Source organism: Nocardioides psychrotolerans, from assembly GCF_900113685.1.
GTDB lineage: Bacteria > Actinomycetota > Actinomycetes > Propionibacteriales > Nocardioidaceae > Nocardioides > Nocardioides psychrotolerans.
On the sequence record NZ_FOQG01000024.1, the window covers coordinates 1 to 20,466 of the forward strand.

Annotated in this window: 25 protein-coding genes; 3 read left to right on the forward strand and 22 right to left on the reverse strand. The window is 71.8% G+C overall.

Features of this window, described 5'->3' with window-relative positions; genetic code table 11:
• On the forward strand, positions 1 to 329 hold a 329-nt coding region (locus BM204_RS20075; RefSeq protein ID WP_143099852.1), incomplete at its 5' end, for a transposase.
• 41 nt (positions 330 to 370) lie between these two features.
• Here BM204_RS20075 and BM204_RS20080 read toward each other — a convergent pair.
• The 13 genes from BM204_RS20080 to BM204_RS20140 form a co-directional block, all read right to left on the reverse strand.
• Positions 371 to 754: a DUF3037 domain-containing protein gene (locus BM204_RS20080; RefSeq protein WP_091117214.1), complete on the reverse strand. Its 384-nt coding sequence runs from the start codon at positions 752 to 754 to the stop codon at positions 371 to 373.
• Positions 754 to 1,524, reverse strand: a complete 771-nt coding sequence (locus tag BM204_RS20085; protein WP_091117160.1) for a HipA family kinase — start codon at positions 1,522 to 1,524, stop codon at positions 754 to 756. The genes BM204_RS20080 and BM204_RS20085 overlap by 1 nt, the downstream gene beginning before the upstream one ends.
• Positions 1,521 to 2,372, reverse strand: coding sequence for a polyphosphate kinase 2 family protein (locus BM204_RS20090; RefSeq protein WP_246166545.1), 852 nt, complete (start codon positions 2,370 to 2,372; stop codon positions 1,521 to 1,523). Before BM204_RS20090 ends, BM204_RS20085 begins: the two co-directional genes overlap by 4 nt.
• A 5-nt stretch (positions 2,373 to 2,377) precedes the next feature.
• Positions 2,378 to 2,869, reverse strand: a complete 492-nt coding sequence (locus tag BM204_RS20095; protein ID WP_091117163.1) for a phosphoribosyltransferase — start codon at positions 2,867 to 2,869, stop codon at positions 2,378 to 2,380.
• A gap of 30 nt (positions 2,870 to 2,899) precedes the next feature.
• Positions 2,900 to 3,412, reverse strand: a complete 513-nt coding sequence (locus BM204_RS20100; RefSeq protein WP_256215805.1) for a regulatory protein RecX — start codon at positions 3,410 to 3,412, stop codon at positions 2,900 to 2,902.
• Between the two features lie 208 nt (positions 3,413 to 3,620).
• A complete protein-coding gene (gene recA / locus BM204_RS20105; protein ID WP_091117166.1) occupies positions 3,621 to 4,691 on the reverse strand; it encodes a recombinase RecA in 1,071 nt (356 codons plus the stop codon).
• A gap of 231 nt (positions 4,692 to 4,922) precedes the next feature.
• Positions 4,923 to 6,068 carry a sensor histidine kinase gene (locus BM204_RS20110; RefSeq protein WP_091117168.1) on the reverse strand — a complete coding sequence of 382 codons (1,146 nt, stop codon included), beginning with the start codon at positions 6,066 to 6,068 and terminating at the stop codon, positions 4,923 to 4,925.
• Positions 6,065 to 6,748: a response regulator transcription factor gene (locus tag BM204_RS20115; RefSeq protein ID WP_091117170.1), complete on the reverse strand. Its 684-nt coding sequence runs from the start codon at positions 6,746 to 6,748 to the stop codon at positions 6,065 to 6,067. Before BM204_RS20115 ends, BM204_RS20110 begins: the two co-directional genes overlap by 4 nt.
• Positions 6,748 to 7,176, reverse strand: a complete 429-nt coding sequence (locus tag BM204_RS20120) for a hypothetical protein (RefSeq protein ID WP_091117171.1) — start codon at positions 7,174 to 7,176, stop codon at positions 6,748 to 6,750. The genes BM204_RS20115 and BM204_RS20120 overlap by 1 nt, the downstream gene beginning before the upstream one ends.
• On the reverse strand, positions 7,173 to 8,336 hold the full coding sequence (locus tag BM204_RS20125) for a molybdopterin-dependent oxidoreductase (RefSeq protein ID WP_091117173.1): 1,164 nt from the start codon (positions 8,334 to 8,336) through the stop codon (positions 7,173 to 7,175). Before BM204_RS20125 ends, BM204_RS20120 begins: the two co-directional genes overlap by 4 nt.
• Positions 8,333 to 8,971: a methyltransferase domain-containing protein gene (locus BM204_RS20130; protein WP_091117175.1), complete on the reverse strand. Its 639-nt coding sequence runs from the start codon at positions 8,969 to 8,971 to the stop codon at positions 8,333 to 8,335. The genes BM204_RS20125 and BM204_RS20130 overlap by 4 nt, the downstream gene beginning before the upstream one ends.
• Positions 8,968 to 9,612 (reverse strand): TIGR04282 family arsenosugar biosynthesis glycosyltransferase, encoded by a 645-nt coding sequence (locus BM204_RS20135; protein ID WP_091117177.1) that lies wholly within the window; start codon positions 9,610 to 9,612, stop codon positions 8,968 to 8,970. Before BM204_RS20135 ends, BM204_RS20130 begins: the two co-directional genes overlap by 4 nt.
• Positions 9,609 to 10,268: a glycosyltransferase family 2 protein gene (locus BM204_RS20140; protein WP_091117178.1), complete on the reverse strand. Its 660-nt coding sequence runs from the start codon at positions 10,266 to 10,268 to the stop codon at positions 9,609 to 9,611. Before BM204_RS20140 ends, BM204_RS20135 begins: the two co-directional genes overlap by 4 nt.
• A 114-nt stretch (positions 10,269 to 10,382) precedes the next feature.
• Between BM204_RS20140 and BM204_RS20145 the strand changes: the two genes are divergently transcribed.
• Positions 10,383 to 11,819, forward strand: coding sequence for a hypothetical protein (locus tag BM204_RS20145; protein WP_091117180.1), 1,437 nt, complete (start codon positions 10,383 to 10,385; stop codon positions 11,817 to 11,819).
• Positions 11,820 to 11,861: 42 nt separating this feature from the next.
• Here BM204_RS20145 and BM204_RS20150 read toward each other — a convergent pair whose 3' ends face one another.
• Genes BM204_RS20150 through BM204_RS20170 form a run of 5 tightly spaced genes read right to left on the reverse strand, consistent with a single transcriptional unit; the run spans position 11,862 to position 16,466 of the window.
• On the reverse strand, positions 11,862 to 12,905 hold the full coding sequence (locus BM204_RS20150) for an NAD-dependent epimerase/dehydratase family protein (protein ID WP_091117181.1): 1,044 nt from the start codon (positions 12,903 to 12,905) through the stop codon (positions 11,862 to 11,864).
• Positions 12,902 to 13,714, reverse strand: a complete 813-nt coding sequence (locus BM204_RS20155; RefSeq protein WP_091117183.1) for an S-methyl-5'-thioadenosine phosphorylase — start codon at positions 13,712 to 13,714, stop codon at positions 12,902 to 12,904. The genes BM204_RS20150 and BM204_RS20155 overlap by 4 nt, the downstream gene beginning before the upstream one ends.
• A gap of 57 nt (positions 13,715 to 13,771) precedes the next feature.
• A complete protein-coding gene (locus BM204_RS20160) occupies positions 13,772 to 15,073 on the reverse strand; it encodes an MFS transporter (protein ID WP_091117185.1) in 1,302 nt (433 codons plus the stop codon).
• Between the two features lie 26 nt (positions 15,074 to 15,099).
• The gene (locus tag BM204_RS20165; protein ID WP_091117186.1) at positions 15,100 to 15,291 is read right to left on the reverse strand and encodes a DUF3046 domain-containing protein; all 192 of its coding nucleotides are present in this window, start codon (positions 15,289 to 15,291) and stop codon (positions 15,100 to 15,102) included.
• Positions 15,288 to 16,466 carry a methyltransferase domain-containing protein gene (locus BM204_RS20170; RefSeq protein ID WP_091117188.1) on the reverse strand — a complete coding sequence of 393 codons (1,179 nt, stop codon included), beginning with the start codon at positions 16,464 to 16,466 and terminating at the stop codon, positions 15,288 to 15,290. Before BM204_RS20170 ends, BM204_RS20165 begins: the two co-directional genes overlap by 4 nt.
• Positions 16,467 to 16,592: 126 nt before the next feature.
• On the opposite strand from BM204_RS20170, the gene BM204_RS20175 reads away from it, so the two are divergent.
• Positions 16,593 to 17,129 carry a GNAT family N-acetyltransferase gene (locus tag BM204_RS20175; protein WP_091117189.1) on the forward strand — a complete coding sequence of 179 codons (537 nt, stop codon included), beginning with the start codon at positions 16,593 to 16,595 and terminating at the stop codon, positions 17,127 to 17,129.
• A gap of 51 nt (positions 17,130 to 17,180) precedes the next feature.
• On the opposite strand, the gene BM204_RS20180 is transcribed toward BM204_RS20175, so the two are convergent.
• The 4 genes from BM204_RS20180 to BM204_RS20195 are packed head-to-tail and all read right to left on the reverse strand — an operon-like array spanning position 17,181 to position 20,324.
• Complete coding sequence (locus tag BM204_RS20180) at positions 17,181 to 17,747, reverse strand: DM13 domain-containing protein (RefSeq protein ID WP_091117216.1); 567 nt, start codon at positions 17,745 to 17,747, stop codon at positions 17,181 to 17,183.
• A gap of 29 nt (positions 17,748 to 17,776) precedes the next feature.
• Entirely contained in the window at positions 17,777 to 18,589 is an 813-nt protein-coding gene (locus BM204_RS20185; protein ID WP_246166543.1) for an ABC transporter permease, read from the reverse strand.
• Positions 18,586 to 19,386 (reverse strand): ABC transporter permease, encoded by an 801-nt coding sequence (locus tag BM204_RS20190; protein ID WP_246166541.1) that lies wholly within the window; start codon positions 19,384 to 19,386, stop codon positions 18,586 to 18,588. Before BM204_RS20190 ends, BM204_RS20185 begins: the two co-directional genes overlap by 4 nt.
• The gene (locus BM204_RS20195; protein ID WP_246166539.1) at positions 19,386 to 20,324 is read right to left on the reverse strand and encodes an ABC transporter ATP-binding protein; all 939 of its coding nucleotides are present in this window, start codon (positions 20,322 to 20,324) and stop codon (positions 19,386 to 19,388) included. Before BM204_RS20195 ends, BM204_RS20190 begins: the two co-directional genes overlap by 1 nt.
• Positions 20,325 to 20,466 lie beyond the last annotated feature (142 nt).

Here is a 20,466-nt window from a genome sequence, read left to right on the forward strand (position 1 = left end):
TCAAAGAAGGCCTCCGGCTGATCTTCCAACTCCCCTACGGCGAAGCCGTCGAGGCACTCGAGGCCTGGATCAGATGGGCCCGCCGCTGCCGGCTCCCGGCCTTCGTCGAGCTCCAACGACGCATCGTGAAACACCGACACGCGATCCTCGCCGCGATCGAGCACGGCCTGTCCAACGGACGCATCGAATCGGTCAACACCAAGATCCGCCTCATCACCCGCATCGCCTTCGAATTCCGATCACCCGACGCACTCATCGCCCTCGCAATGCTCAACCTCGGCGGACACCGCCCCGCACTCCCCGGCCGAGCACCCCCCAGCCCACCATGACCCACGGATAAGTCACAAGAGCCAACATTGCGCCGACTCGGCTAACCGACGAGCTGGTGGAGCAGGTGCTCGAGCTGGCGCGACGGGTCGGTGGTGACGCCACCGTGGACCGGCCCGGGCTGCAGCACGGTGCTCCGGGGCGCCTTCACGAACCCGAAACGCTGGGTGGTCGGCTTGGCGGCCACCACCCCCGCGCGCACGCGGCCGGCGCAGACTGCGTCCACGAAGTCGAGGGCGTCGCACACCTGGTCGACATCGACGCCAGGGTCGAAGGCGCGCAGCCGCTCGGGATCGACGTGCCAGGCAGCGGCGAGGAAGTCGGTGGCGTGGCAGTAGAGGACCACTCCGACGTTGACGAACTCTTCGCGCTCGACGCGCGGCACGCAGCGCAGCACGACGTATTGGTAGGCCAGGCGCTCGGTCATCAGCCGGCCAGCTTCGGCAGCCACTGCCGCGTCCGCAGGCGCGCGGTGAGGAACTCGACGTACGACGCCCGCAGCGCGGCGCTGTCAGCCACTCCCGGGGTCGACTCGGGGTCGAGCCACGCGTCGGGCACCTGGGCGACGACCTCGGTCAGCAGCTCGGGCGTGACCAGCGCGGAGAGTCGACCATCGACGGCCCCGAGGTCCTGGGCTCGGTCCAGCAGCACGTGGTCGGACGGGTCCCACGCCTGGACCGCGAAGCGGGCGGGGTCGGTGACGCCGCCTGCCCAGGCGTGGTGGAAGTAGAGAGCGGCACCGTGGTCGATGACCCACAGGTCGCCATGCCAGCGCAACAGGTTGGGGTTGCGCCAGCTGCGGTCGACGTTGGCGCAGAAGGCGTCGAGCCACAGCACCGTCGAGGCCAGCTCGCCCCCGGTCGGCACGTCGCCGTCCCAGCCGAAGGCACCGGGCAGGAAGTCGACACCGAGGTTGAGGCCGGGGCTGGCGTTGAGGAGGTCCTGCACCTCCTCGTCTGCCTCGTAGCGGGCGATGTCGGGGTCGAGCTCCAGCGCCACCAGCCGGGGGGTATCCAGGCCGATCCTGCGCGCCAGCTCTCCCACGATCACCTCGGCCACGAGCACGCGGATGCCCTGGCCGGCGCCACGGAACTTGCAGACGTAGGTGCCCAGGTCGTCTGCCTCGACCACGCCGGGCAGGCTGCCGCCCTCGCGCAGCGGGGTGATGTAGCGGGTGACGGAGACGGTCTCGATCACGAGACCGGATCCTCATCGACCAACCGCCTGCGCTGCTCGGCGACGTCGAAGTCGGCGGCCGGCCACTGAGGATCGAGCCCCACGAGGGTGTCCCGGAGCAGCTGACCGACGGCCAGGTTGCGGAACCACTTCTTGTCGGACGGCACCACGTGCCACGGGGCATGGTCGGTGTGGGTGCGCTCCAGCGCGACCTCGTAGGCCTGCTGGTAGGCCGCCCACTCGGCGCGCTCGTCGATGTCACCGGGGTTGAACTTCCAGTGCTTGCTCGGGTCGTCGAGACGCGCAAGCAGCCGCTGCTCCTGCTCGTCGGCCGAGATGTGCAGCATGCACTTGAGGATCGTGACGCCCTCCCCGGTCAGCTCCCGCTCGAAGTCGTTGATCGCGGCGTAGCGTCGCTCGATCTCCTCGGCCGGCGCCAGCGAGCGGACCCGGGCGATCAGCACGTCCTCGTAGTGGGAGCGGTCGAAGACCCCGACGTATCCCGCGCCGGGGGCGGCGTTGCGGATGCGCCAGAGGAAGTCATGGGCGCGCTCCTCGTCGGTGGGCGCCTTGAACGAGGTGATGCGGACGCCCTGCGGGTCGAAGAGCCCGATCGTCGAGCGCACCACTCCACCCTTGCCGGAGGTGTCCATGCCCTGCAGGACCAGCAGGACCCGCCGGGTGCCACCGCTCCGGCCCTCGGCGAAGAGTCGTTCCTGGAGCTCGGCGAGCTCAGGGCCGAGGTCGAGCAGTGCCTGCTTGCCCTCGATCTTGGAGCCTTCGAACCCAGGGGCTGCCTCGGTCTCGAACGCGGCGAGGTCGACGGGGCCGGACGGGCCGGTGGCCAGGAGGAGGGGGTGGGCGCTCACGGACGTCATCCTGCCGTGCCGCTCGCCGGCGTGACCGGAGCCTGGCTCGACCAGGGGAAGTCGATCCACCGCTCGGTGCGCCGCCAGACGTAGGCCGGGTGGACGACCGTCCACGGCTTCTCGTAGATGACGGCCTCCCGGGCCTCGGCAACATGGTCGGCGCAGAAGTCCCGGACGATCTCGAGGGTCTTGCCGGTGTCGGCGACGTCGTCGGCGATCAGCACCTTCAGTCCCGACAGCTCGACCGCCGCCGGGGTCGGCGGGAGCATGATCGGCACGTCGAGCCGGGTGTCGATCCCGGTGTAGAACTCGACGTTGACCGCCGAGAGGTTCTTGACGCCCAGGGCGTAGCCCAGGCCCATGCCGAGCCCCAGACCACCGCGGGCGACGGAGAGGATCAGGTCCGGCTCGAAGCCGTCGTCGGCCACCTGCTGGGCAAGCTCACGCACAGCGGTGCCGAACAGCTCGTAGGTCAGGATCTCGCGCTCGTCGGCCACGGGGCCGATTGTGACATCCCCGGGCGCTGGTCAGGCGTCGGGAGCGTCGAGATCCTCACGCTCGGCCGAGCGAAGCTCGTCGCGGACGACCTCGAAGGCCATGCCGGAGCCATAGCCCTTGCGGGCGAGCATCCCGACCAGGCGGCGCAGGGCCGTCTGCTCGTCGACCCGGGTCAGGGAGCGAAGCTTCTTGCGCACCAGCAGGCGAGCGGCGTGTTCCTCGTCGGCCGGGTCGATCTCGTCGAGGGCCTCGCGGGCGACCTCGTCGTCGATGCCCTTGCGGCGCAGCTCCTGCGCCAACGCCCGACGGGCCAGCCCCTTGCCGGGCTGGCGGCTGCCGATCCAGAGGCGCGCGAACGCCTCGTCGTCGATCAGCCCGACCTCCTCGAAGCGGTCGAGGAGGCGTGTCGCCACATCGTCGGGCACCAACTTCTTGGCCAGCTTGGCCCGCAGCTCGCTGCGGGTGCGCGGCTGGCCGGTCAGCTTGTCGAGCAGGATCTTGCGGGCGACCGACTCCGGGTCGGCCTCCGGGACCTGGGTCACGGGGTCCTCGGGGGGTGGGATGCTCCCGCCCGACGCACGCCGACTCGGACGGCGGCCGTCGGACGAGCGGCGAGACGTCCTAGGTCGGGTCTCGGCGCCCGGCTCGACCGACGCGCGACCACGTGTCCACGCGTCCACGCCGACCGAGACGTCCCCCGCCCACGTCGGCGGGGGACGGTCCTCGTCGAGAGACATCAGTGCTCCTCGTTCAGAACGAGTCGACGCCGATCGGCTCGTCGCTCAGCGCGTCGGCGGGGGCGGGGGCGGGGGCGGGGGCGTCCACGGTGGGGCCGATGCCGAGCTTCTCGAGGATGCGCTTCTCGAGCTCGTTGGCGAGGTCGGGGTTGTCGTGCAGGAACGTGCGCGCGTTTTCCTTGCCCTGGCCGAGCTGGTCGCCCTCGTAGGTGTACCAAGCGCCGGCCTTGCGGACCAGGCCCGCATCGACACCGACGTCGATCAGGCCGCCCTCGCGGCTGATCCCCTTGCCGTACATGATGTCGAACTCGGCCTGCTTGAACGGCGGGGCCACCTTGTTCTTGACGACCTTGACGCGGGTGCGGTTGCCGACCATGTCGGTGCCGTCCTTGAGCGTCTCGATGCGGCGTACGTCGAGGCGCACCGAGGCGTAGAACTTCAGCGCCTTGCCACCCGTGGTGGTCTCGGGCGAGCCGAACATGACGCCGATCTTCTCGCGCAGCTGGTTGATGAAGATCATCGTGGTGTTGGAGTTGTTGAGCGCACCGGTCATCTTGCGCAGCGCCTGGCTCATCAGGCGGGCCTGGAGGCCGACATGGCTGTCGCCCATCTCGCCCTCGATCTCGGCGCGGGGCACGAGCGCGGCGACCGAGTCGATGACGATCAGGTCGAGTGCACCGGAGCGGATCAGCATGTCGGCGATCTCGAGGGCCTGCTCACCGGAGTCGGGCTGCGAGACCAGCAGGGCGTCGGTGTCGACGCCGAGGTTCTTGGCGTAGTCGGGGTCGAGCGCGTGCTCAGCGTCGATGAAGGCAACGATGCCGCCGGCACGCTGGGCGTTGGCCACGGCGTGCAGCGCGACGGTCGTCTTGCCGGAGGACTCCGGACCGTAGATCTCGACCACGCGACCGCGCGGGAGGCCACCGAGACCCAGCGCGATGTCGAGGGCGATCGAGCCGGTCGGGATGACCTCGAGGGGGGCGCGGGTCTCGTCGCCCAGGCGCATGACCGAGCCCTTGCCGAACTGCTTCTCGATGTTGAGCAGCGCGGCGTCGAGGGCCTTGTCGCGGGGATCTCCAGCCATGGTGTGTCCGTCCTTCGTCTCTGTGGAGTGCGTGGGGTGTGGGTCCGTGTCGTCTGGGAAGGACGCTAGACCCGAGCACCGACAGTGCTCCGGCCCTGACTGCTGACCTGTGGAGAACGCCCCGGCCGGTGGTGACCTGGGCCTGCTTTCACCGCAGAATCTACCCCGAACACCTGTTCGAGCCAGGACCTGGGGCGGCGTGTCGCCGAGCCGCAGGTCCCGGCTCGCGGATCAGGTCGGCAGCACCACGAGGAAGCGACAACCCGAGCCGGGCGCGGGCTCGACGACGTTCTCGACCGAGACGTTGCCCCGGTGGGCCTCGACGATGCCCTTGACGATCGCCAGGCCGAGGCCGGCCCGGGAGGTGTGCACGTCGGTGAGATCGGGGGTGCGGGCCGCACCGCCCTGCCACGCGACGTCGAAGACACGGGCCCGGTCCTCCTCGGCGATGCCGCCGCAGCCGTCGGTGACGCTGAGCTCGACGCCGCCCTCGAGGGCACGCGCACGGATCTCGACCAGGCCGTCGGCCGGCGTGTGGCGGATGCCGTTCATGATCAGGTTGGCCAGCACCCGGGAGAGACCACCGGGGTCGGCGGTGATCTCGAGACCGTCCTCGACGCTGCCCTCGAGCCGGACGCCGCGGGCGCGCGCCACCGGGTCGGCGCCTGCGATCGCCTCGCTGATGAGGTCGCCGACCGGCACCCGCTCGGGAGCCAGCGGAAGCACGCCGGCGTGGATGCGGGACAGCTCGAAGAGGTCGTCGACCATGCGCACCATCCGGTCGACCTCGGCCCGGATCTGGCGGTGGTAGCGCTCCGGGTCGGGCGCCATCCCGTCCTCGAGCGCCTCGGTCATGGCGCGCATGCCGGCCAGCGGCGTGCGCAGGTCGTGGGAGACCCACGAGACCAGCTCGCGACGCGCCTCCTCCAGCCGCGTCTCGCGGGCGCGGGACTCCGCCAGCCGCAGGGTGGCCGAGGCGAGCTCGGTCGAGAGGTCCTGGAGCTCGCGCGGCCCGCGACGCCGGGGCAGGGGGGCGTCGGTGGAGGGCACGCGGGCGCCCACTCGTCGTACGTCCTCGCGGAAGCCGTGAGACCAGGTCACGATCGCCATGCTCAGCAACATCGCCACGAGCAGCGACACGACGCCGGCCGTGGCGGTCACGATCGTGATGACCTCGAAGTCGTGGTCGGAGATGAACATCTTGCGCGCCACCGCCAGGACGCCGGCCAGGACCGCCAGCACCGCCGTGACGGCCACGAGGCCGAACTGGAGGCGCAGCGAGCGGTGGCGCAGCAACCAGCCGAAGGCGAGCCCGACGACCCCCACGACGACGGCCCACGTGGCGGCGACCAGCACGATCTGGACCTGAGCGCTCACGAGGCTGCCTCCCAGCGGTAGCCGACGCCCCAGACGGTCACGAGCCGCGTGGGGTGGGTGGGGTCGGTCTCGACCTTCTCGCGGAGCCGACGGACGTGGACGGTGACGGTGGACTGGTCGCCGATGGACCAGCCCCAAACCTGTCGGAGCAGGTCGTCGCGCGAGAACGCCGTGCCGGGATGGGCGACCAGGAAGCGCAGCAGGTCGAGCTCGCGCCCGGTCAGGGCCAGGGGGACGCCGGCGCGGGTGGCCTCACGGCGGGTGTGGTCGACGACGAGGTCGCCGTCGCTGACGACGGCGGGCAGCTCGGCCGCTCCCCCACCCGTGCGTCGGAGCACCGAGTCGACGCGCAGCACCAGCTCGCGGGGGCTGAAGGGCTTGGTCACGTAGTCGTCGGCGCCGTGCTCGAGACCGACCACGCGGTCCTGCTCGCTGCCGCGCGCGGTCAGCATGATGACCGGCACCTCGCCGGAGAGTCGCAGCCGACGGCAGACCTCGATCCCGTCCATGCCCGGCATCATCAGGTCGAGCACGACGAGGTCGGCGGGCTGCTCGCGCATCGCGGCCAGCGCGCTCTCGCCGTCGCCGGCCTCGCGGACGACGTGCTCGGCGGCGCGCAGGTAGGACACGACGACCTCACGCACGGTCTCGTCGTCGTCGACCACCAGCACCTGCGCCATTACTCCCCCTCGGGTGCGGCGCCGCTCTGGGCGCCCCGACGTGAGCGTAGGAGGGAGACGGCCACGACCACCACTGCAACCAGCGCGGCGAGCACCAGCCAGCCGGCCACGTAGGGGCGGTCGAGGAGGGTCGGGTTGTCCGATCGGGCACCGAAGCGGCCCAGCACCGGGACCGCCACGAGCGTGAGGCTCCCGAGCACGACGACCCCGACCGCGACCGGCGCGCTCCAGGCGCCGGGCAGGAGACGGGAGCCGAGACCCATCACCACCAGCACGACCGGGACCAGCAGGAAGTCGTGGAGGAGGACTCCGGCGACCAGCCAGGTCCCGGTGGCGATGTTGCCGTCGGTGTCCTGGCGGCTCAGCAGCAGCCACGCGCCGTAGGCACCGAGCAGCACGCCCACGACGACCAGCAGCACCCGGGTCACGTCGCCACCTCGATGGTGGAGACCCACTTGGTCTGGAGCACGCCGGGGCGGTTGGGCGCGATCAGGCGGCAGGGGTAGCCGTGGTCGATGGACAGCGGCTCCCCGTCGAGCTGGAGCGCGAGCAGCGTGCGGTCGTCGTCGGCGAAGTTGCCCTGGAGCAGCGAGTCGCGGAAGGCGCCCTCCTGCTGGAGCGAGCCGATCGCGACGTCGCGATCGCGCGGGGCACCGACGAGGTCGAGCAGGTCGCGCAGTCGCACACCGGTCCACTCGCCGCTGGCGCTCCACCCCTCGACGCAGGCGATCGGCAGCGTCTCGGTGCGCTGGGTCATCGCCGACAGTTCCTCGCGGGTGAGGGTGACGGCGTTGTCGCCGTGGACCACGCTCAAGGAGTACGACGAGCTGGTCGCGGTCGCCGTGACGTCCGCGGCGACCGCCGACTTGTTGATCGGGATGCCGCCCGGGCCGTCGCCGGAGCGGACGCCGAAGATCGACAGGTCGCGCAGCGCCGGGACGGTGCTGCCAGCCGTGGTGAGCACGGCCAGTCCCCCGGCCACCCACGTGGTGGTGAGCAACCCGCGGCGCGAGACCCCGCCGTCGCGCGTCGCGGCTGGATCGTCGTGGGTGGTGTCGTCGACGTCACCACGGAGCGCGTCGCGGATGATCGGGAGCTTCACCGCGATGTGCACGACCAGCGCGCCGATCGCGACCCATGCGACGGCGTAGTGGGTGCGCCGGTAGGAGAACTCCCAGGGGTACCACTGGGCGACGTTGAGGGTGCCGGTGACGAGCAGGAAGATGCCGGCGGAGACCAGCAGCCCGGTGTTGACGCGCTCGAGCACCTCGACGACGACCCGGCGCACGTTGCGCGGCGGACGCTCGAAGAACTTCGGGTAGACCGTCCAGAGCTTGACCAGCAGCAGCGGGATCGCGGCGGTGCCGGTGATGACGTGCAGGCCCTGGGTGACGCGGTAGCCCCATGATGGTGACGTCGGGAACGGGATCGGCTGCGAGACGTTCTGCGCGTAGTGGCTGATCAGTCCGGTGAGGAAGGCGACGCCGAAGCACACCCCGAGCCAGACCCCGACCCGCGCGGCCACGGCCGGGCTGTGCAGCCGCGACGTGAAGCTCGCGGGGGTGGGTGCCTTGAGGGCGGTGGTCACAGGGCCTCCTGAAGTACGCCGAACCAGCGGTCGGCACGGCTCCCGAGGGAGTGGACGGACATCCCGGCTTCTGTGGCCAGGGACGCGATGCCGTCGACCCCGACGACGGACCAACGGAAGGGCCGGCTGCGGGCGTCGCCGCACTCGAGCGTCGCCCAGCTAGTCGTCGTCGGCACCCCGGGAGGCGCCAGCTCGACGACGATGCGCCCGCGGGGGTCGAGCAGCTGACGGGCGCGGCCGATCAACCGGAGCGGGTCGCCGCCGATCCCGACGTTGCCATCGGCCAGCAGCGCGGTGCCCCAGCGACCCTCGCCGGGGATCGGGTCGAAGACGTCACGCTGGAGCGCCGAGACGCCCCGCGCAAGGGTCTGCTCGACCGCCTCCTGGACCACGTCGATGCCGAGCACGACGTGACCGAGATCGGCGAGCGCAGCGGCCAGGCGGCCGGGGCCGCAGCCGATGTCGATGGTCGCGCCGTCGCACTGCGCGAGGATCGCGTGGTCGGCAGCGTCCGCCCCGCGCACCCAGTCGCCGACGGGCAGGCGGGCCGGTGTCGCGTGCAGGCCGACCACGTGGCAGGGGGCGCCGCGCAGAGCGAGGGCGAAGACGCTCGAGAAGGACTCCAGCTGCGTCATGGGGTTGCCCCTGCCGAGACCCAGGCCCGGGCGAAGCGGGTGCCCGGCGCGAGTGCCGCCACCGCGTCGGCGTCGGCGACCGTGTCGACGTCGCGCAGCGCGACGGTGGTGACCACCCTCAGCCCGGAGGCGCGCAGCGCGGCCAGCGTGTCGTCGTACGTCGTGGGGGTGGACATCTCGACCTCGGCGAGCGGAGCCGCGGCGGAGACGTCGCGGCGGACGAGGACCCACCAGCCACCGTCGAGCGCGGGGCCGAGGACCACGTCGTCGCCGCCGAGGGCGTCGGCGGCGGCCCGGAGGTCGGCGGCGCTCGCGTGGGGGGTGTCCATGCCGATCTGCACGACGACGCCGGGACCTGCGTCGAGGTGGGCGTTGACCAGGCGCTCGGCGAAGCCGTCGCCTCGCTGGGGTGTGATCGTCCACCCGGCGAGGGCCTCGCGGAGCTCGTCGCCCCGGACGGCGGCCGCGAGGTCGCCATCGAGCGCGAGGTGGCGGTGATCGGTCGCAGCAGAGCCCGCGGCGATGGTGTCGAGCAGGGCGGCCGCGGCCAGGTCGGCGGCGCGGTCGAGACCGACGTCGGCGCCGAGGCGGGTCTTGACGCGGCCCGCCACGGGGGCCTTGGCGAGGACGAGCACCTTCATCGGTCGAGCACCTTCCAGAAGTCCCGGGCCGCACGGACGGTGCCGACGAAGGATCCGGAGACCTTCGAGCGGGTGCCCTCCGCCCGGGGGTGGTAGGTCACGTCACGCTCGACGAACCGCCAGCCAGCGCGGGTCGCCTTCTGCAACAACTCGACCGGGTACCCGAAACGGCGGTCCTCAACCCCGAGGTCCAGCAGCGCCTGACGGCCACAGACCCGCATCGGGGCGATGTCGTGGGCGTCCATCCCGATCCGGCGGCGCAGCCAGGCTGCGATGACCGCGTTGCCGGCGCGCGCGTGCCACGGCCAGACGCCGCGCGAGACCGGGCGACGGCGGCCGACGGCGATGTCGGCGCGGCCGTCGGTGACGTCGGCGAGCATGGGCAGCAGCTCGGCCGGGTCGAAGGAGCCGTCGCCGTCCATGAAGGCGACATAGTCGTGGGTCGCGGCCAGCACCCCGGCATGCACCGCCGAGCCGTAGCCGGGTCGGTCCTCGCGGACCACGGTCGCTCCGAGGCGCTCGGCCACCGCGGCGGTGTCGTCGCTCGAGCCGTTGTCGACGACGATCACGGCGAAGTCCTGCGGCACCTGCGGCAGCAGCCCGACGAGGGCCAGAGCCTCGTCGCGACAGGGGAGGATGAGGTCGCAGGTGGGCACATCCTCTAAAATAGGGGGCAAAGCCTGACGGCCGGTGCCGCCAGGGCTTACGAACGTGTGACGCCCGGCCTCAGGTGCGAGGACCGGCCGGGTGGCGTCCGTAGGCTCTCCCCCATGTCGACACCTTCCCCTCTGTCGACGCGCTCCGGGCCGACCCGTTCACGCGCAGCCTGGGTCGGCCTCGTCCTCACCGTGCTGCTGATGGCCGCCGCGGTCCTGGTCCCGCTCCTGGGCGGCTGGGACGTGGCGTCTCGTCGCGACGACCTGGACCTCGCGCCGCTGCACGGCTACTGGATGCCGCAGCTCTTCGGTCCCGGCACCGTCCCTGCGTTGCTGATCGCCTTCCTGGGCTGGCGGTTCGGGCCCGATCTCGCCCAGCGGCTCCCGTGGGGCCGCCTGCTGCTCACGTCGTACGTCGTGGGGCTGGGGTGGCTGCTCGCGCTCGCGCTGGTCGACGGCGAGGCGGGGCTGTCGCGGGTGCTGGGCAACCCCTACGAGTACCTCGAGACGGCCCGCGCGACCACCGACGTCGGCGTGATGCTCGGCGAGTACATCGACCGCATCCCGATGGACTCCCCCGACAACTGGGTCACCCACGTGGCGGGCCACCCACCCGGGGCGCTGCTCTTCTTCATCGGTCTGGTCCGGGTGGGCCTCGGTGGCGACCTCGCGGCCGGCGTCGTCGTGACCGCGATCGCCGCGACGACCGCGGTCGCGGTGATGGTGACGCTGCGCGTGCTCGGGGCCGAGGCGCACGCACGCACTGCCGCGCCGTTCCTCGTGCTGACCCCCGCCGCGGTGTTCATGGCGGTCTCCGCCGACGCACTGTTCGCCGCCGTCGCCGCGTGGGGGTTGGCCGCGCTGGCGATCGCTGCGACGTCCTGCTCGCGCGATTCTCGCGATTCTCGCGATTCTCGCGATTCTCGCGGTTCGCGCGGTTCGCGCGGTTCGCGCGGTTCGCGCGGTTCGCGTCGAAGGATGGTCGCGTGGTCCGTGGTCGCGGGGCTGCTGCTGGGCTACTGCGTGATGCTCTCCTACGGCCTGCCGCTGCTCGGTGTGCTCGCGCTGGCCGTGCTGCTGGTCGCCCGGTCATGGTGGCCGCTGCCGCTCGCGGCCGTGAGCGCGGTCGCCGTGGTGCTTGCCTTCGCGGTCGGAGGCTTCGCCTGGTGGGAGGCCTACCCCGTGCTGGTGGACCGCTATTACGAGGGCATCGCGACCGACCGACCGGCGTCGTACTGGATGTGGGGCAACCTGGCCGCCCTCGCCTTCTCCGCCGGTCCCCTGCTCGGCGCCGGGTTGGCGGTGCTGGTGGCTGGAGGCCGACGCAGTGACCGGACGCTGCGGCTCCTGGCCGGCGCTGGGTTCCTGACGATCCTGCTCGCCGACGTCTCGCAGATGAGCAAGGCCGAGGTCGAGCGGATCTGGCTGCCGTTCATCCCGTGGATGACGTTGTCGCTGGTGCTGCTCCCCTATGCCTGGCGGCGCTGGGGGCTAGGACTCCAGCTGGTCGCGGCGCTGTTGCTCCAGCACCTCGTCTACACGTCCTGGTGACCTGATGACCTGTTGCTCGGGGTGCTCGCTGGGGGTGGGGCGTCAGGCGCGCAGCGGCGCGGTCGCGAACTCGTGCAGCCCCTCGGCCGGCGTGACCTCGGCGCTGAAGCCGAGCTCGGCGCGGGCCAGCTCGGGCGAGGCCACGATGTGCCGGACGTCGCCGAGGCGGTAGCCACCGGTGACCTGGGGCGCGATGTCGCGGCCGGTGCCGGTGGCGACCAGCTCGGCCACCTCCCGGATCGAGATCGGGCTGCCGCTGCAGACGTTGTAGGCCGCGAAGGTCCCGTCGGGCTCGGTGACGACGGCCCGCAGCGCGAGAACGTTGGCCCGCGCGACGTCGGCGACGTGGACGAAGTCGCGCATCTGCGCACCGTCCTCGTAGACGCGGGGCGCCTCACCGCGCTCCAGCGAGGAGCGGAACATCGCGGCGACGCCGCTGTAGGGGGTGTCGCGTGGCATGCCGGGACCGTAGACGTTGTGGTAGCGCAGCGCCACGGCCGACGCGCTCGCCTGCCGGACCCACGCGGAGGTGTAGTGCTCCTGGGCGAGCTTGCTGGCGGCGTACGTGCTGCGCGGGTCGAGGCGCGCGTCCTCGTCCACGGTCTCCCAGCCCAGGGCGCGCTCGCAGGTCGGGCAGTGGTTGTCGAAGTCGCCGGCGTCGAGCGCCTCGAGGCGGCGCGGCGGCGGGACCTGGGCGCCGTGCTCGGAGCAGGAGTAGCGCCCCTCGCCGTAGACGACCATGGACGACGCGACGACCAGCCGGGAGACCCCCGCCTCGTGCATGGCGGCGAGGAGGGCGGCGTTACCGAGGTCGTTGTGGGAGGCGTACGCCGGCAGGTCGGACACCGTCACGCCGGCCCCGACGAGCGCGGCCTGGTGGCACACGGCGTCGACGCCGTCGAGGATCCCCTCCCACGACCCGGCGTCGCGCACGTCGAGCTGGTGCGTGCCGGCGGGCACGTGGGCGGTGCCGTGGGCCTGCTCGAGCATCAGGTCGACGCGCACGACCTCGTCACCGGCGTGCTCGAGCTGCTGGGCGACGACGCCGCCGATGAAGCCGGCGGAGCCGGTGACGAGGACCTTCATGCGCGGTCCTGGCCGGGGCCGGGGATGTCGTAGGTGAGGTCGATGCCGTCGGCCCAGGTGGCGCAGCTACACCCGGTCGGGTCGGGCAGGGTGTCGATGGCGCGGGTCAGGAGGCCGGTGAGCCGCTCGAGGTTGGCCTTGAAGAGCGCGAAGACCTCCTCCTGGCCGACGCCCGCACCCGATTCGGCGCCGGCGTCCATGTCGGTCACGAGCGCGATCGCGGCGTAGCAGAGGCGCATCTCGCGGGCCAGCGCCGCCTCGGGCGCCCCCGTCATGTTGATCAGGTCCCAGCCCTGGGCGGCGTAGTGCTGCGACTCGGCGCGCGTGGAGAAGCGCGGACCCTCGATGACGACCATCGTCCCGCCGCGGGTGATGGAGGGGTCGGCGTCGGCGATGGCAGTGGAGACCCCAGGGCAGTAGGGGTCGGCGAACGGCAGGTGGACCGCCCCGGACTCCACGAAGCTGCCGGTGCGGGTCAGAGTGCGGTCGACCAGCTGGTCCGGGACCACGACGTCCCCGGGTGCGACGGTGTCGCGCAGGCCGCCGACGGCGCAGGGCGCCAGCACCTGACGTACGCCGAGCGAGCTCAGCGCCCACAGGTTGGCGCGGTAGTTGATCAGGTGGGGCGGGAAGTCGTGGTGCTGGCCGTGTCGCGGCAGGAACGCGACCTGTCGTCCCGCGACGGTGCCGACGGCGATCGGGGCGCTCGGGGCGCCGTAGGGCGTGTCCACCACATGCTCGGTGGGGTCCTCGATGAAGGAGTAGAAACCGGTCCCGCCGATGACGGCGACCTCAGCAACAGCAGGCATCCCCTCAGCATAGGGAGCGGGCGGGGCGGCCGAGTCGGCGCGATGTCGCAGGGCGTGTCACATCGCGCCGACTCGGCGTTCGTCCGGGGTCAGTGCAGCGGCGCGGACGGCGGCGAGGACGACCGCGGCCGCGAGGGCGGTGGTGAGGAGCGCGAGGACGGGGTAGCCGGCGAGGCCGACGACGAGGCCGGCCAGCCCACCGGCGGAGGCAGCCGTGACGCCCATGACCAGGTCGGCCATGCCCTGGACGTCGGTGCGGGCCTCGAGGGGTGCGTGGTCGGCGACCATCGTCGAGGCCGCGACGGTGGCGAGCGACCAGCCGAGCCCCAGCAGGAAGAGCCCGCTGAAGATCTGCCAGGACGTGCCCTCGGGCGCGGCCGCGCACAGTCCGAGCGAGACGAGCAGGACCACTCCCCCGGCGCCGAGCACCGGCGGTCGACCGAGGCGGTCGGAGAGCAGCCCGACCAGCGGCGAGAAGGCGAACATCCCGAGCACGTGGATGCTGATGACGACCCCGATGATCCGCAGCTCGGCGCCGCCGTGCTCCATGTGGATCGGGGTCATCGTCATCACCCCGACCATCGCGGCGTGTGCGCCCGCGAGCCCGGCGATCGCCAGTCCGAGGACGGGCCGCTCGCGGACTGCCTGACGAGCGCGGCCCCACGAGGTGCCGGAGGGCTCGGCGGCCGGGAGGTCGGCGACCTGGCGCGCCAGCAGCAGCGGGTCGGGGCGCAGCCGGGTGGCGACGACCAGGGCGGCGAGCAGCATGCCGATGGCACCGAGCGCGAAGGGGCCGGTGAGGTCCGGGATGCCGAGAAGGCCGGCGAAGGAGGCGGACGGCCCGGTGAGGTTGGGGCCGGCGACCGCACCGATGGTCGTCGCCCACACGACCGTCGACAGCGCCCGGCCACGGCGCTCGGGGAGCGCGAGGTCGGTGGCGGCGTAGCGGGAGGCGTTGTTGGCGGCCGTGGTCGCGCCGATCAGGATCGCGCCGATGAGCAGCAGCACCATCGAGCCGACGACGCCGGCGACGACCGCGAGCAGTGCGCCGGTGGCGCCGAGGAGGAAGCCGGTGGTGATGCCGACCCGGCGCCCCCTGGCCGACATCAGGCGAGCCAGCAGGTAGGAGGCGATGGCGGCGCCGAGCACCTGGAAGGTGCCGGCGAGCCCGGCCAGGCTCTCGGAGCCGGACAGTTCGCGGGCGAGCAGGCTCGCCGTGGCGATCCCGATGGTGATGCCGATCGCGCCCACGGCCTGCGCGAGCACCAGCGTGCGAACGGTGCGGGCCTGGATGCGGGCGAGGTCGTCGGGCGAAGGAGTCGGGGTGGCCGGCGGGCTCGTCACTGGAGGGTCTGTCATCGCAGGGTCTGTCACTGGAGGGTCGGTCACTGGAGGGTCTCGGGGAGCTCGAGCGCGCGCCATACCGAGGCCCACACCTGCTGGGGCGCGATGCCCGCGTCGAGCGCCTCGGTGGCGGTGCGGCCGAGGTCGCCGATGACGTGCTGGTTGGCCCAGGAGCGGTAGTAGCCGGTGCCGAGCGCCGCCTCCAAGCGCGCCCAGAACTCGGTGTGCCTCATGCGGTGCCCTCCTGCTCGTGCCCCTGCTCGCTGCGGTGCGCGACGACGTTGAGCCAGCTCTCGCCGCGCAGGCCGTCGGCGTGGACGAGGCCGTCGACGCTCCACCCCGCGCTGGTCAGGGTGTCGCGGAGCGGCTGCTCACGCCAGTAGACGAAGCGGCGCGGCGCGGTCACGCTGCCGTGGGTCGACCACCCGTCACCGTCGCCCTCCTTGAGGGAGAGCCGGACCGACCCGCCTGGTCTCGTGGCGGCTGCGAGGCGGGTGAGGACGAGCGGCAGGTCGGCGCGCGCCACGTGGAGGAGGCAGGCGTTGGCCCAGACGCCGTCGTAGGGCTCTGGCACTCCCGGGCGGGAGGGGTCCCTCAGGTCGTCGGTGAGCGGGTCGAGCAGGTCGGCCTCGACGCCGTCGGCGCGCAGGGCGTCGACGAAGGCGGGGGTGATGTCGGTGCGGCGCACGCTGATGCCGTGCGCCTCGAGCGCGCGGGCGTCGCGACCCGACCCGCTGCCGATCTCGAGCACCCGCGCGTGCCGCGGGAGCGCGGCGGCGAAGGCAGCGACAGCCTCCCGGAGCTGGTCGGAAAGGACGTGTGTCTGCTCGCGGTAGCCGGCGGCGGCGACGTCGTAGGCCCCCACGGTCACCGCGCCGCCGATGTCGTGCAGGTGGTGGACCACGTCGTGCAGGTGGTAACGCGAGATCGAGTCGATCGTGAACTCGCTGCCGTTGTCGCCGCCCCGCAGCCCGCGACGGTCCCAGCCGTCGGCGGGGACTCCGTCGTACGTCGTGGCGACGGCGGCAGCCGCCTCGACCAGGCCGAGCGCGACCTCGGCGGGGTCCTGGAGGTCGTAGCGCCGCTCGCGGGCGGTCTCGTCCTGGTCCCAGTCGGCGAAGCGCGGCTCGTCGTGCTCGAGCATCGACCGCACCCGCTCGTCGAAGACCCGGTGGACGTCGCGGACGTGGCAGGCGTACTCCACCGTGGACCAGGTGTCGTCGTGCCGGCGGGTCGCTGGGCGCGGGGCGCGAAGGGCCAGCACGACGTGCTCCGCGTTGGTGCGGATCGTCGCACCGAGCGTGCCCCGGTCGACGGCGGCTGCGTCGAAGCCGCACTCCGGGCACGCCTCGGCCAGCACCCAGGTCCAGTCCTTGGTGTCGCTCGTGACGGGTGGCAGGGGCGGCATGCCCCCATCCTCTCAACCGGCCCTGGCACCCGTCGCCCGGGTTTCTGCCAACGTGCGTGGGGATCCGGTCAGCGCGGCGCCGAGCTTGCCCGAGTTGCCGACCGGGAGGGCGGAGAGACTGGGCGCATGACGACCCCGATCATCCGCCCAGCGACCACGGCCGACCTGTCGGGCATCAAGGCGATCTACGACCACCAGGTCGAGCACGCGATCTCGACCTTCGACGTCGAACCCCCACCGGTCGGCTACTGGGAGGCCCGGCTGGCGAGCACCGACGTCGGTGACCACCTCCTCGTCGCGGAGGACGGGGACAGGCCCGAGGACGGGCCGGGCCCTCACGTGCTCGGCTACGCCTACTCCTCGACGTACCGGCCCCGAACGGCTTATGCGCGGACCCGGGAGACCTCGGTCTACCTGGTGGACGGTGCTGGAGGACGCGGCATCGGTCGTGCGCTGTACGACGACCTGCTCGCGCGGCTGCGTGCCGACCGGATCCACACCGTGCTAGCCGTTGTCGCGCTGCCCAACCCAGCGAGCGAGGCACTGCACCGGGCGTGCGGCTTCGAGCGGGTGGGCGTGCTGCCGGACGTCGGTCACAAGCTGGGTCGGTGGATCGACACGGGGCTGTGGGCGCTGCGGCTCGAGGTCGCCGCCGAGCAGTGAGCTGTGGGAGATGCCGACCCACCGCTCGACCGGACACCACTGCCGGGCGGGTCAGGACAGCGGAGCGGTGCCGAAGGCCACGTTGAACCGGTCGCACCAGATGACCGCCGTGGTCAGCCCGCGCAGGTCGGCATCGGCCGGGATCTCGTAGTTCTGGTTTCCGTTGGTGGCCTTGAGCTCCCCGAGGCGCAGGTAGCGGCCGTCGTCGTAGGAGCCCCACGACCCACCGCTCGGCGCGTCGCTCAGCCACACGTGCAGGTCGGGACCGTCGGAGGTGGCGAGGTCCTCGAGGCGCAGGAACCGCGAGCCGTCGGCCAGCTCGATGACGCGGGCGCGGCCGGTGGTGCCGTGCTCGGCGTCCTCGAACGGCCCGGCCGACAGCTCCACGAGCTCGGGCTCCGGCTCGGGCTCCGGCTCCGACGGCGCTCCCGCGCCCGCGTCGTACGACGGCGAGGGTGACGGCGATCCGGCCACCGGGCTCGCGGCCGCGACGGTCGGGAGCGCCTCGTCGACCTCGCTGCTGGTGAAGAGGCGCCAGGGCTCGAAGGCCCAGAGCCCCACGGCCACCACCATCGCTGCGACAACTCCTGCGACCACTGCCGCGCTCCACCGCACCATGACCGCCACGCTAGCGAGCGGCCGACACCTCAGGTGAGCAGCAGCCTTTCGAGTCTCTTACGGACGACCACCAGCCCGACCAGCCCCATCACCAGCAGGTAGACGACGGAGACGGCCGACGCCCACGACACCGCGCCGGTGGTGAGCTCGCGACACAGCACGACGCCACGGTAGAGCGGGGTGACCTCCACGACCCAGCGCAGCCACCCGTCGAAGGCGGTGATCGGGAAGAACGTGGCGGAGAAGAGGAACAGCGGCAGCTGGACCAGGGTGATCTTGTCGAAGTCCTGCCAGGAGGTCATCCAGGTCGTGGCCGCCATGAAGACGGCGCTGAACGCGAAGCCGATGAGCAGCGCCGCCGGCAGCGCCAGCAGCGCCCACCACGACTGGATCAGCCCGAGCGCGGCCATGACGAGCAGGAACGCCGCCGAGTAGGTCCCGCCGCGCAGCTGGCCCCACGCGATCTCGCCGCGCGCGATGTCGGCGGTCGACAGCGGCGTGGCGAGCATCTGGTCGTAGAGCTTGTCGTACTTGAGCTTGAAGAAGACGTTGTACGTCGAGTCCAGCAGCGCGCCGTTGAACGCCGAGGCCGCGAGCATCGCCGGAGCGACGAACTCCGCGTAGGGGATCGCCTGGCCGTTGAACTCGAAGGTGTCGATCAGCTGGCCGACGCCGATGCCGATCGAGAGCAGGTAGAAGACCGGCTCGAGGAAGCCGGTGAGGAAGAGCTTCCACGCCTGGCGGTAGACGATGTAGTTGCGCAGCACCAACAGTCGCAGTGCCTGCCACGAGCTCAGCGGCGTGACGTCGGACCACTCCGACCCGCCGGTCAGCGCGCTCACGTGACCAGCCGCTTCGTCAGCCCGGAGACCGCCCAGAACCACCCCACCACGAGCAGCACCAGCAGCACCGCGACGTTGACGCCTGCCAGCGCCCAGTCGACCTCGTCGATGGAGAACATCCGCGACAGGTTGACCCCGTGCCACAACGGGGTGAGCTTGGCCAGGAACGACCCGACCGAGCCGAGGTTGTCGACGGGGAAGAACGCACCGCTGAAGAGGAAGAGCGGGAAGACCCCGAGACGGAACAGCACCCCGAAGCCCTCCTCGGAGCGGAGCCGGGCGCTGAAGCCGAAGACGAGAGCGCCGAACACCATGCCGACGAGCAGCTGCGAGGCGAAGGCCAGGAACGGACCCCACCACGACTCGAAGACCCCGAAGGGCACCAGCACCACCATGAAGACCGCGCAGGACGTCGCGAGCCGGGCCAGCACGAACATCAGGTGGCCGGCCACCAGGTGCACCGGCGCGAGTGGCGTCGCGAGCTGGGCGAAGTAGGACTTGTGCCACTTGATGGCACCCATGACGGGGTAGGTCGTCTCCCCCACCGCGGTCTGCATCGCGTGGGCCGCGACCAGGCCGGGCACGATGAACGCGAGGTAGGACGTGGCCCCCTCGAGCTTGTCGGGGTCACCCTCGATGAAGCCGCCGAGCAGCACGCCCATCGCGAGCACGTAGAACAGCGGGGAGACGAACGAGGAGATGATCGAGCCCTTCCAGGTGCGCTTGTAGACGGTCAGCCAGTAGTCGGACTGGCGCCGCATCCCCTCGACCAGCGACAGGTCGGTCGTGGTGCTCATCAGTCGACCAGCGTCCGGCCGGTGAGGCGCAGGAACACGTCCTCGAGCGAGGAGCGACGCACCAGCACGGCGATCGGCTGGAGGCCCCGCTCGTGCACCTTGGCGATGACCTCCTCGCCGTCGTCGCTGTAGACGAGCAGCCGGTCGGGCAGCACCTCCACCCGCTCGCCCAGGTCGGCGATCTTCTCGGCCAGCGCCTCGTGGCCGGCCCCGTCCTCGGCCACCCCGAAGCGCAGTTCGGCGACCTCACGCGTCGAGTGCTCCCGGATCAGCGTGAGCGGCGATCCCTCGGCGACGATCAGGCCCTTGTCCATGACGACCAGCCGGTCACAGAGCTGCTCGGCCTCGTCCATGTAGTGGGTCGTCAGGACGATCGTCACGCCGGCCTGCTTGAGCCGGAACAGCCGGTCCCACAGCACGTGGCGAGCCTGCGGGTCGAGCCCGGTGGTCGGCTCGTCGAGCAGCAGCAGGTCGGGTCGGTTGACCAGGCTGCGCGCGATCGTGAGGCGTCGCTTCATGCCGCCGGAGAGGTCCTCGACCTTGGCCTTCGCCTTGTCGGTCAGCTGCACGAACTCCAGCAGCTCGTCGACCCGCGAGCTCACCTCGCCCTTGGGCAGCCCGAAGTAGCGGCCGTAGATGTAGAGGTTGTCGCGCACGTTGAGCTCGTTGTCGAGGGTGTCCTCCTGGGGGCACACCCCGAGCCGCCCGCGGATCGTCGGTCCGTCGACGGCCGGGTCCATGCCGAGGATGCGCAGCTCGCCTCCGCTGATGGGCGAGACCGCGGCGATCATCCGCATGGTGGAGGACTTGCCGGCTCCGTTGGGGCCCAGGAAGCCGAACGACTCCCCCCGTCGTACGTCGACGTCGATGCCCTTCACGGCCTCGAAGTCGCCGAAGGACTTGCGCAGACCGACCGCCCGGATCATCGACTCACTCACGGGCGCGACCCTATAAGGCCTCGCCGACATCCATCCAGCGCCTGAGGACCGTGGGCACCATGACCGTCCTCCTCGTCGAGGGCACCGCTTCCTCTCCTCCCACTCCAGTCGCAAGCTGCGCTGCGCCGGCCCCCTGGTCGAG

Coding starts and splice junctions, on each gene's coding strand:
- BM204_RS20160 (WP_091117185.1), bottom strand. CDS start 15,073: ATGACAGACCCTCCAGTGACGAGCCCGCCGGCCACCCCGACTCCTTCG.
- BM204_RS20165 (WP_091117186.1), bottom strand. CDS start 15,291: ATGAGGCACACCGAGTTCTGGGCGCGCTTGGAGGCGGCGCTCGGCACC.
- BM204_RS20145 (WP_091117180.1), top strand. CDS start 10,383: ATGTCGACACCTTCCCCTCTGTCGACGCGCTCCGGGCCGACCCGTTCA.
- BM204_RS20115 (WP_091117170.1), bottom strand. CDS start 6,748: ATGGCGCAGGTGCTGGTGGTCGACGACGACGAGACCGTGCGTGAGGTC.
- BM204_RS20135 (WP_091117177.1), bottom strand. CDS start 9,612: ATGAAGGTGCTCGTCCTCGCCAAGGCCCCCGTGGCGGGCCGCGTCAAG.
- BM204_RS20150 (WP_091117181.1), bottom strand. CDS start 12,905: ATGAAGGTCCTCGTCACCGGCTCCGCCGGCTTCATCGGCGGCGTCGTC.
- BM204_RS20175 (WP_091117189.1), top strand. CDS start 16,593: ATGACGACCCCGATCATCCGCCCAGCGACCACGGCCGACCTGTCGGGC.
- BM204_RS20155 (WP_091117183.1), bottom strand. CDS start 13,714: ATGCCTGCTGTTGCTGAGGTCGCCGTCATCGGCGGGACCGGTTTCTAC.
- recA (WP_091117166.1), bottom strand. CDS start 4,691: ATGGCTGGAGATCCCCGCGACAAGGCCCTCGACGCCGCGCTGCTCAAC.
- BM204_RS20190 (WP_246166541.1), bottom strand. CDS start 19,386: ATGAGCACCACGACCGACCTGTCGCTGGTCGAGGGGATGCGGCGCCAG.
- BM204_RS20130 (WP_091117175.1), bottom strand. CDS start 8,971: ATGACGCAGCTGGAGTCCTTCTCGAGCGTCTTCGCCCTCGCTCTGCGC.
- BM204_RS20180 (WP_091117216.1), bottom strand. CDS start 17,747: ATGGTGCGGTGGAGCGCGGCAGTGGTCGCAGGAGTTGTCGCAGCGATG.
- BM204_RS20080 (WP_091117214.1), bottom strand. CDS start 754: ATGACCGAGCGCCTGGCCTACCAATACGTCGTGCTGCGCTGCGTGCCG.
- BM204_RS20170 (WP_091117188.1), bottom strand. CDS start 16,466: ATGCCGCCCCTGCCACCCGTCACGAGCGACACCAAGGACTGGACCTGG.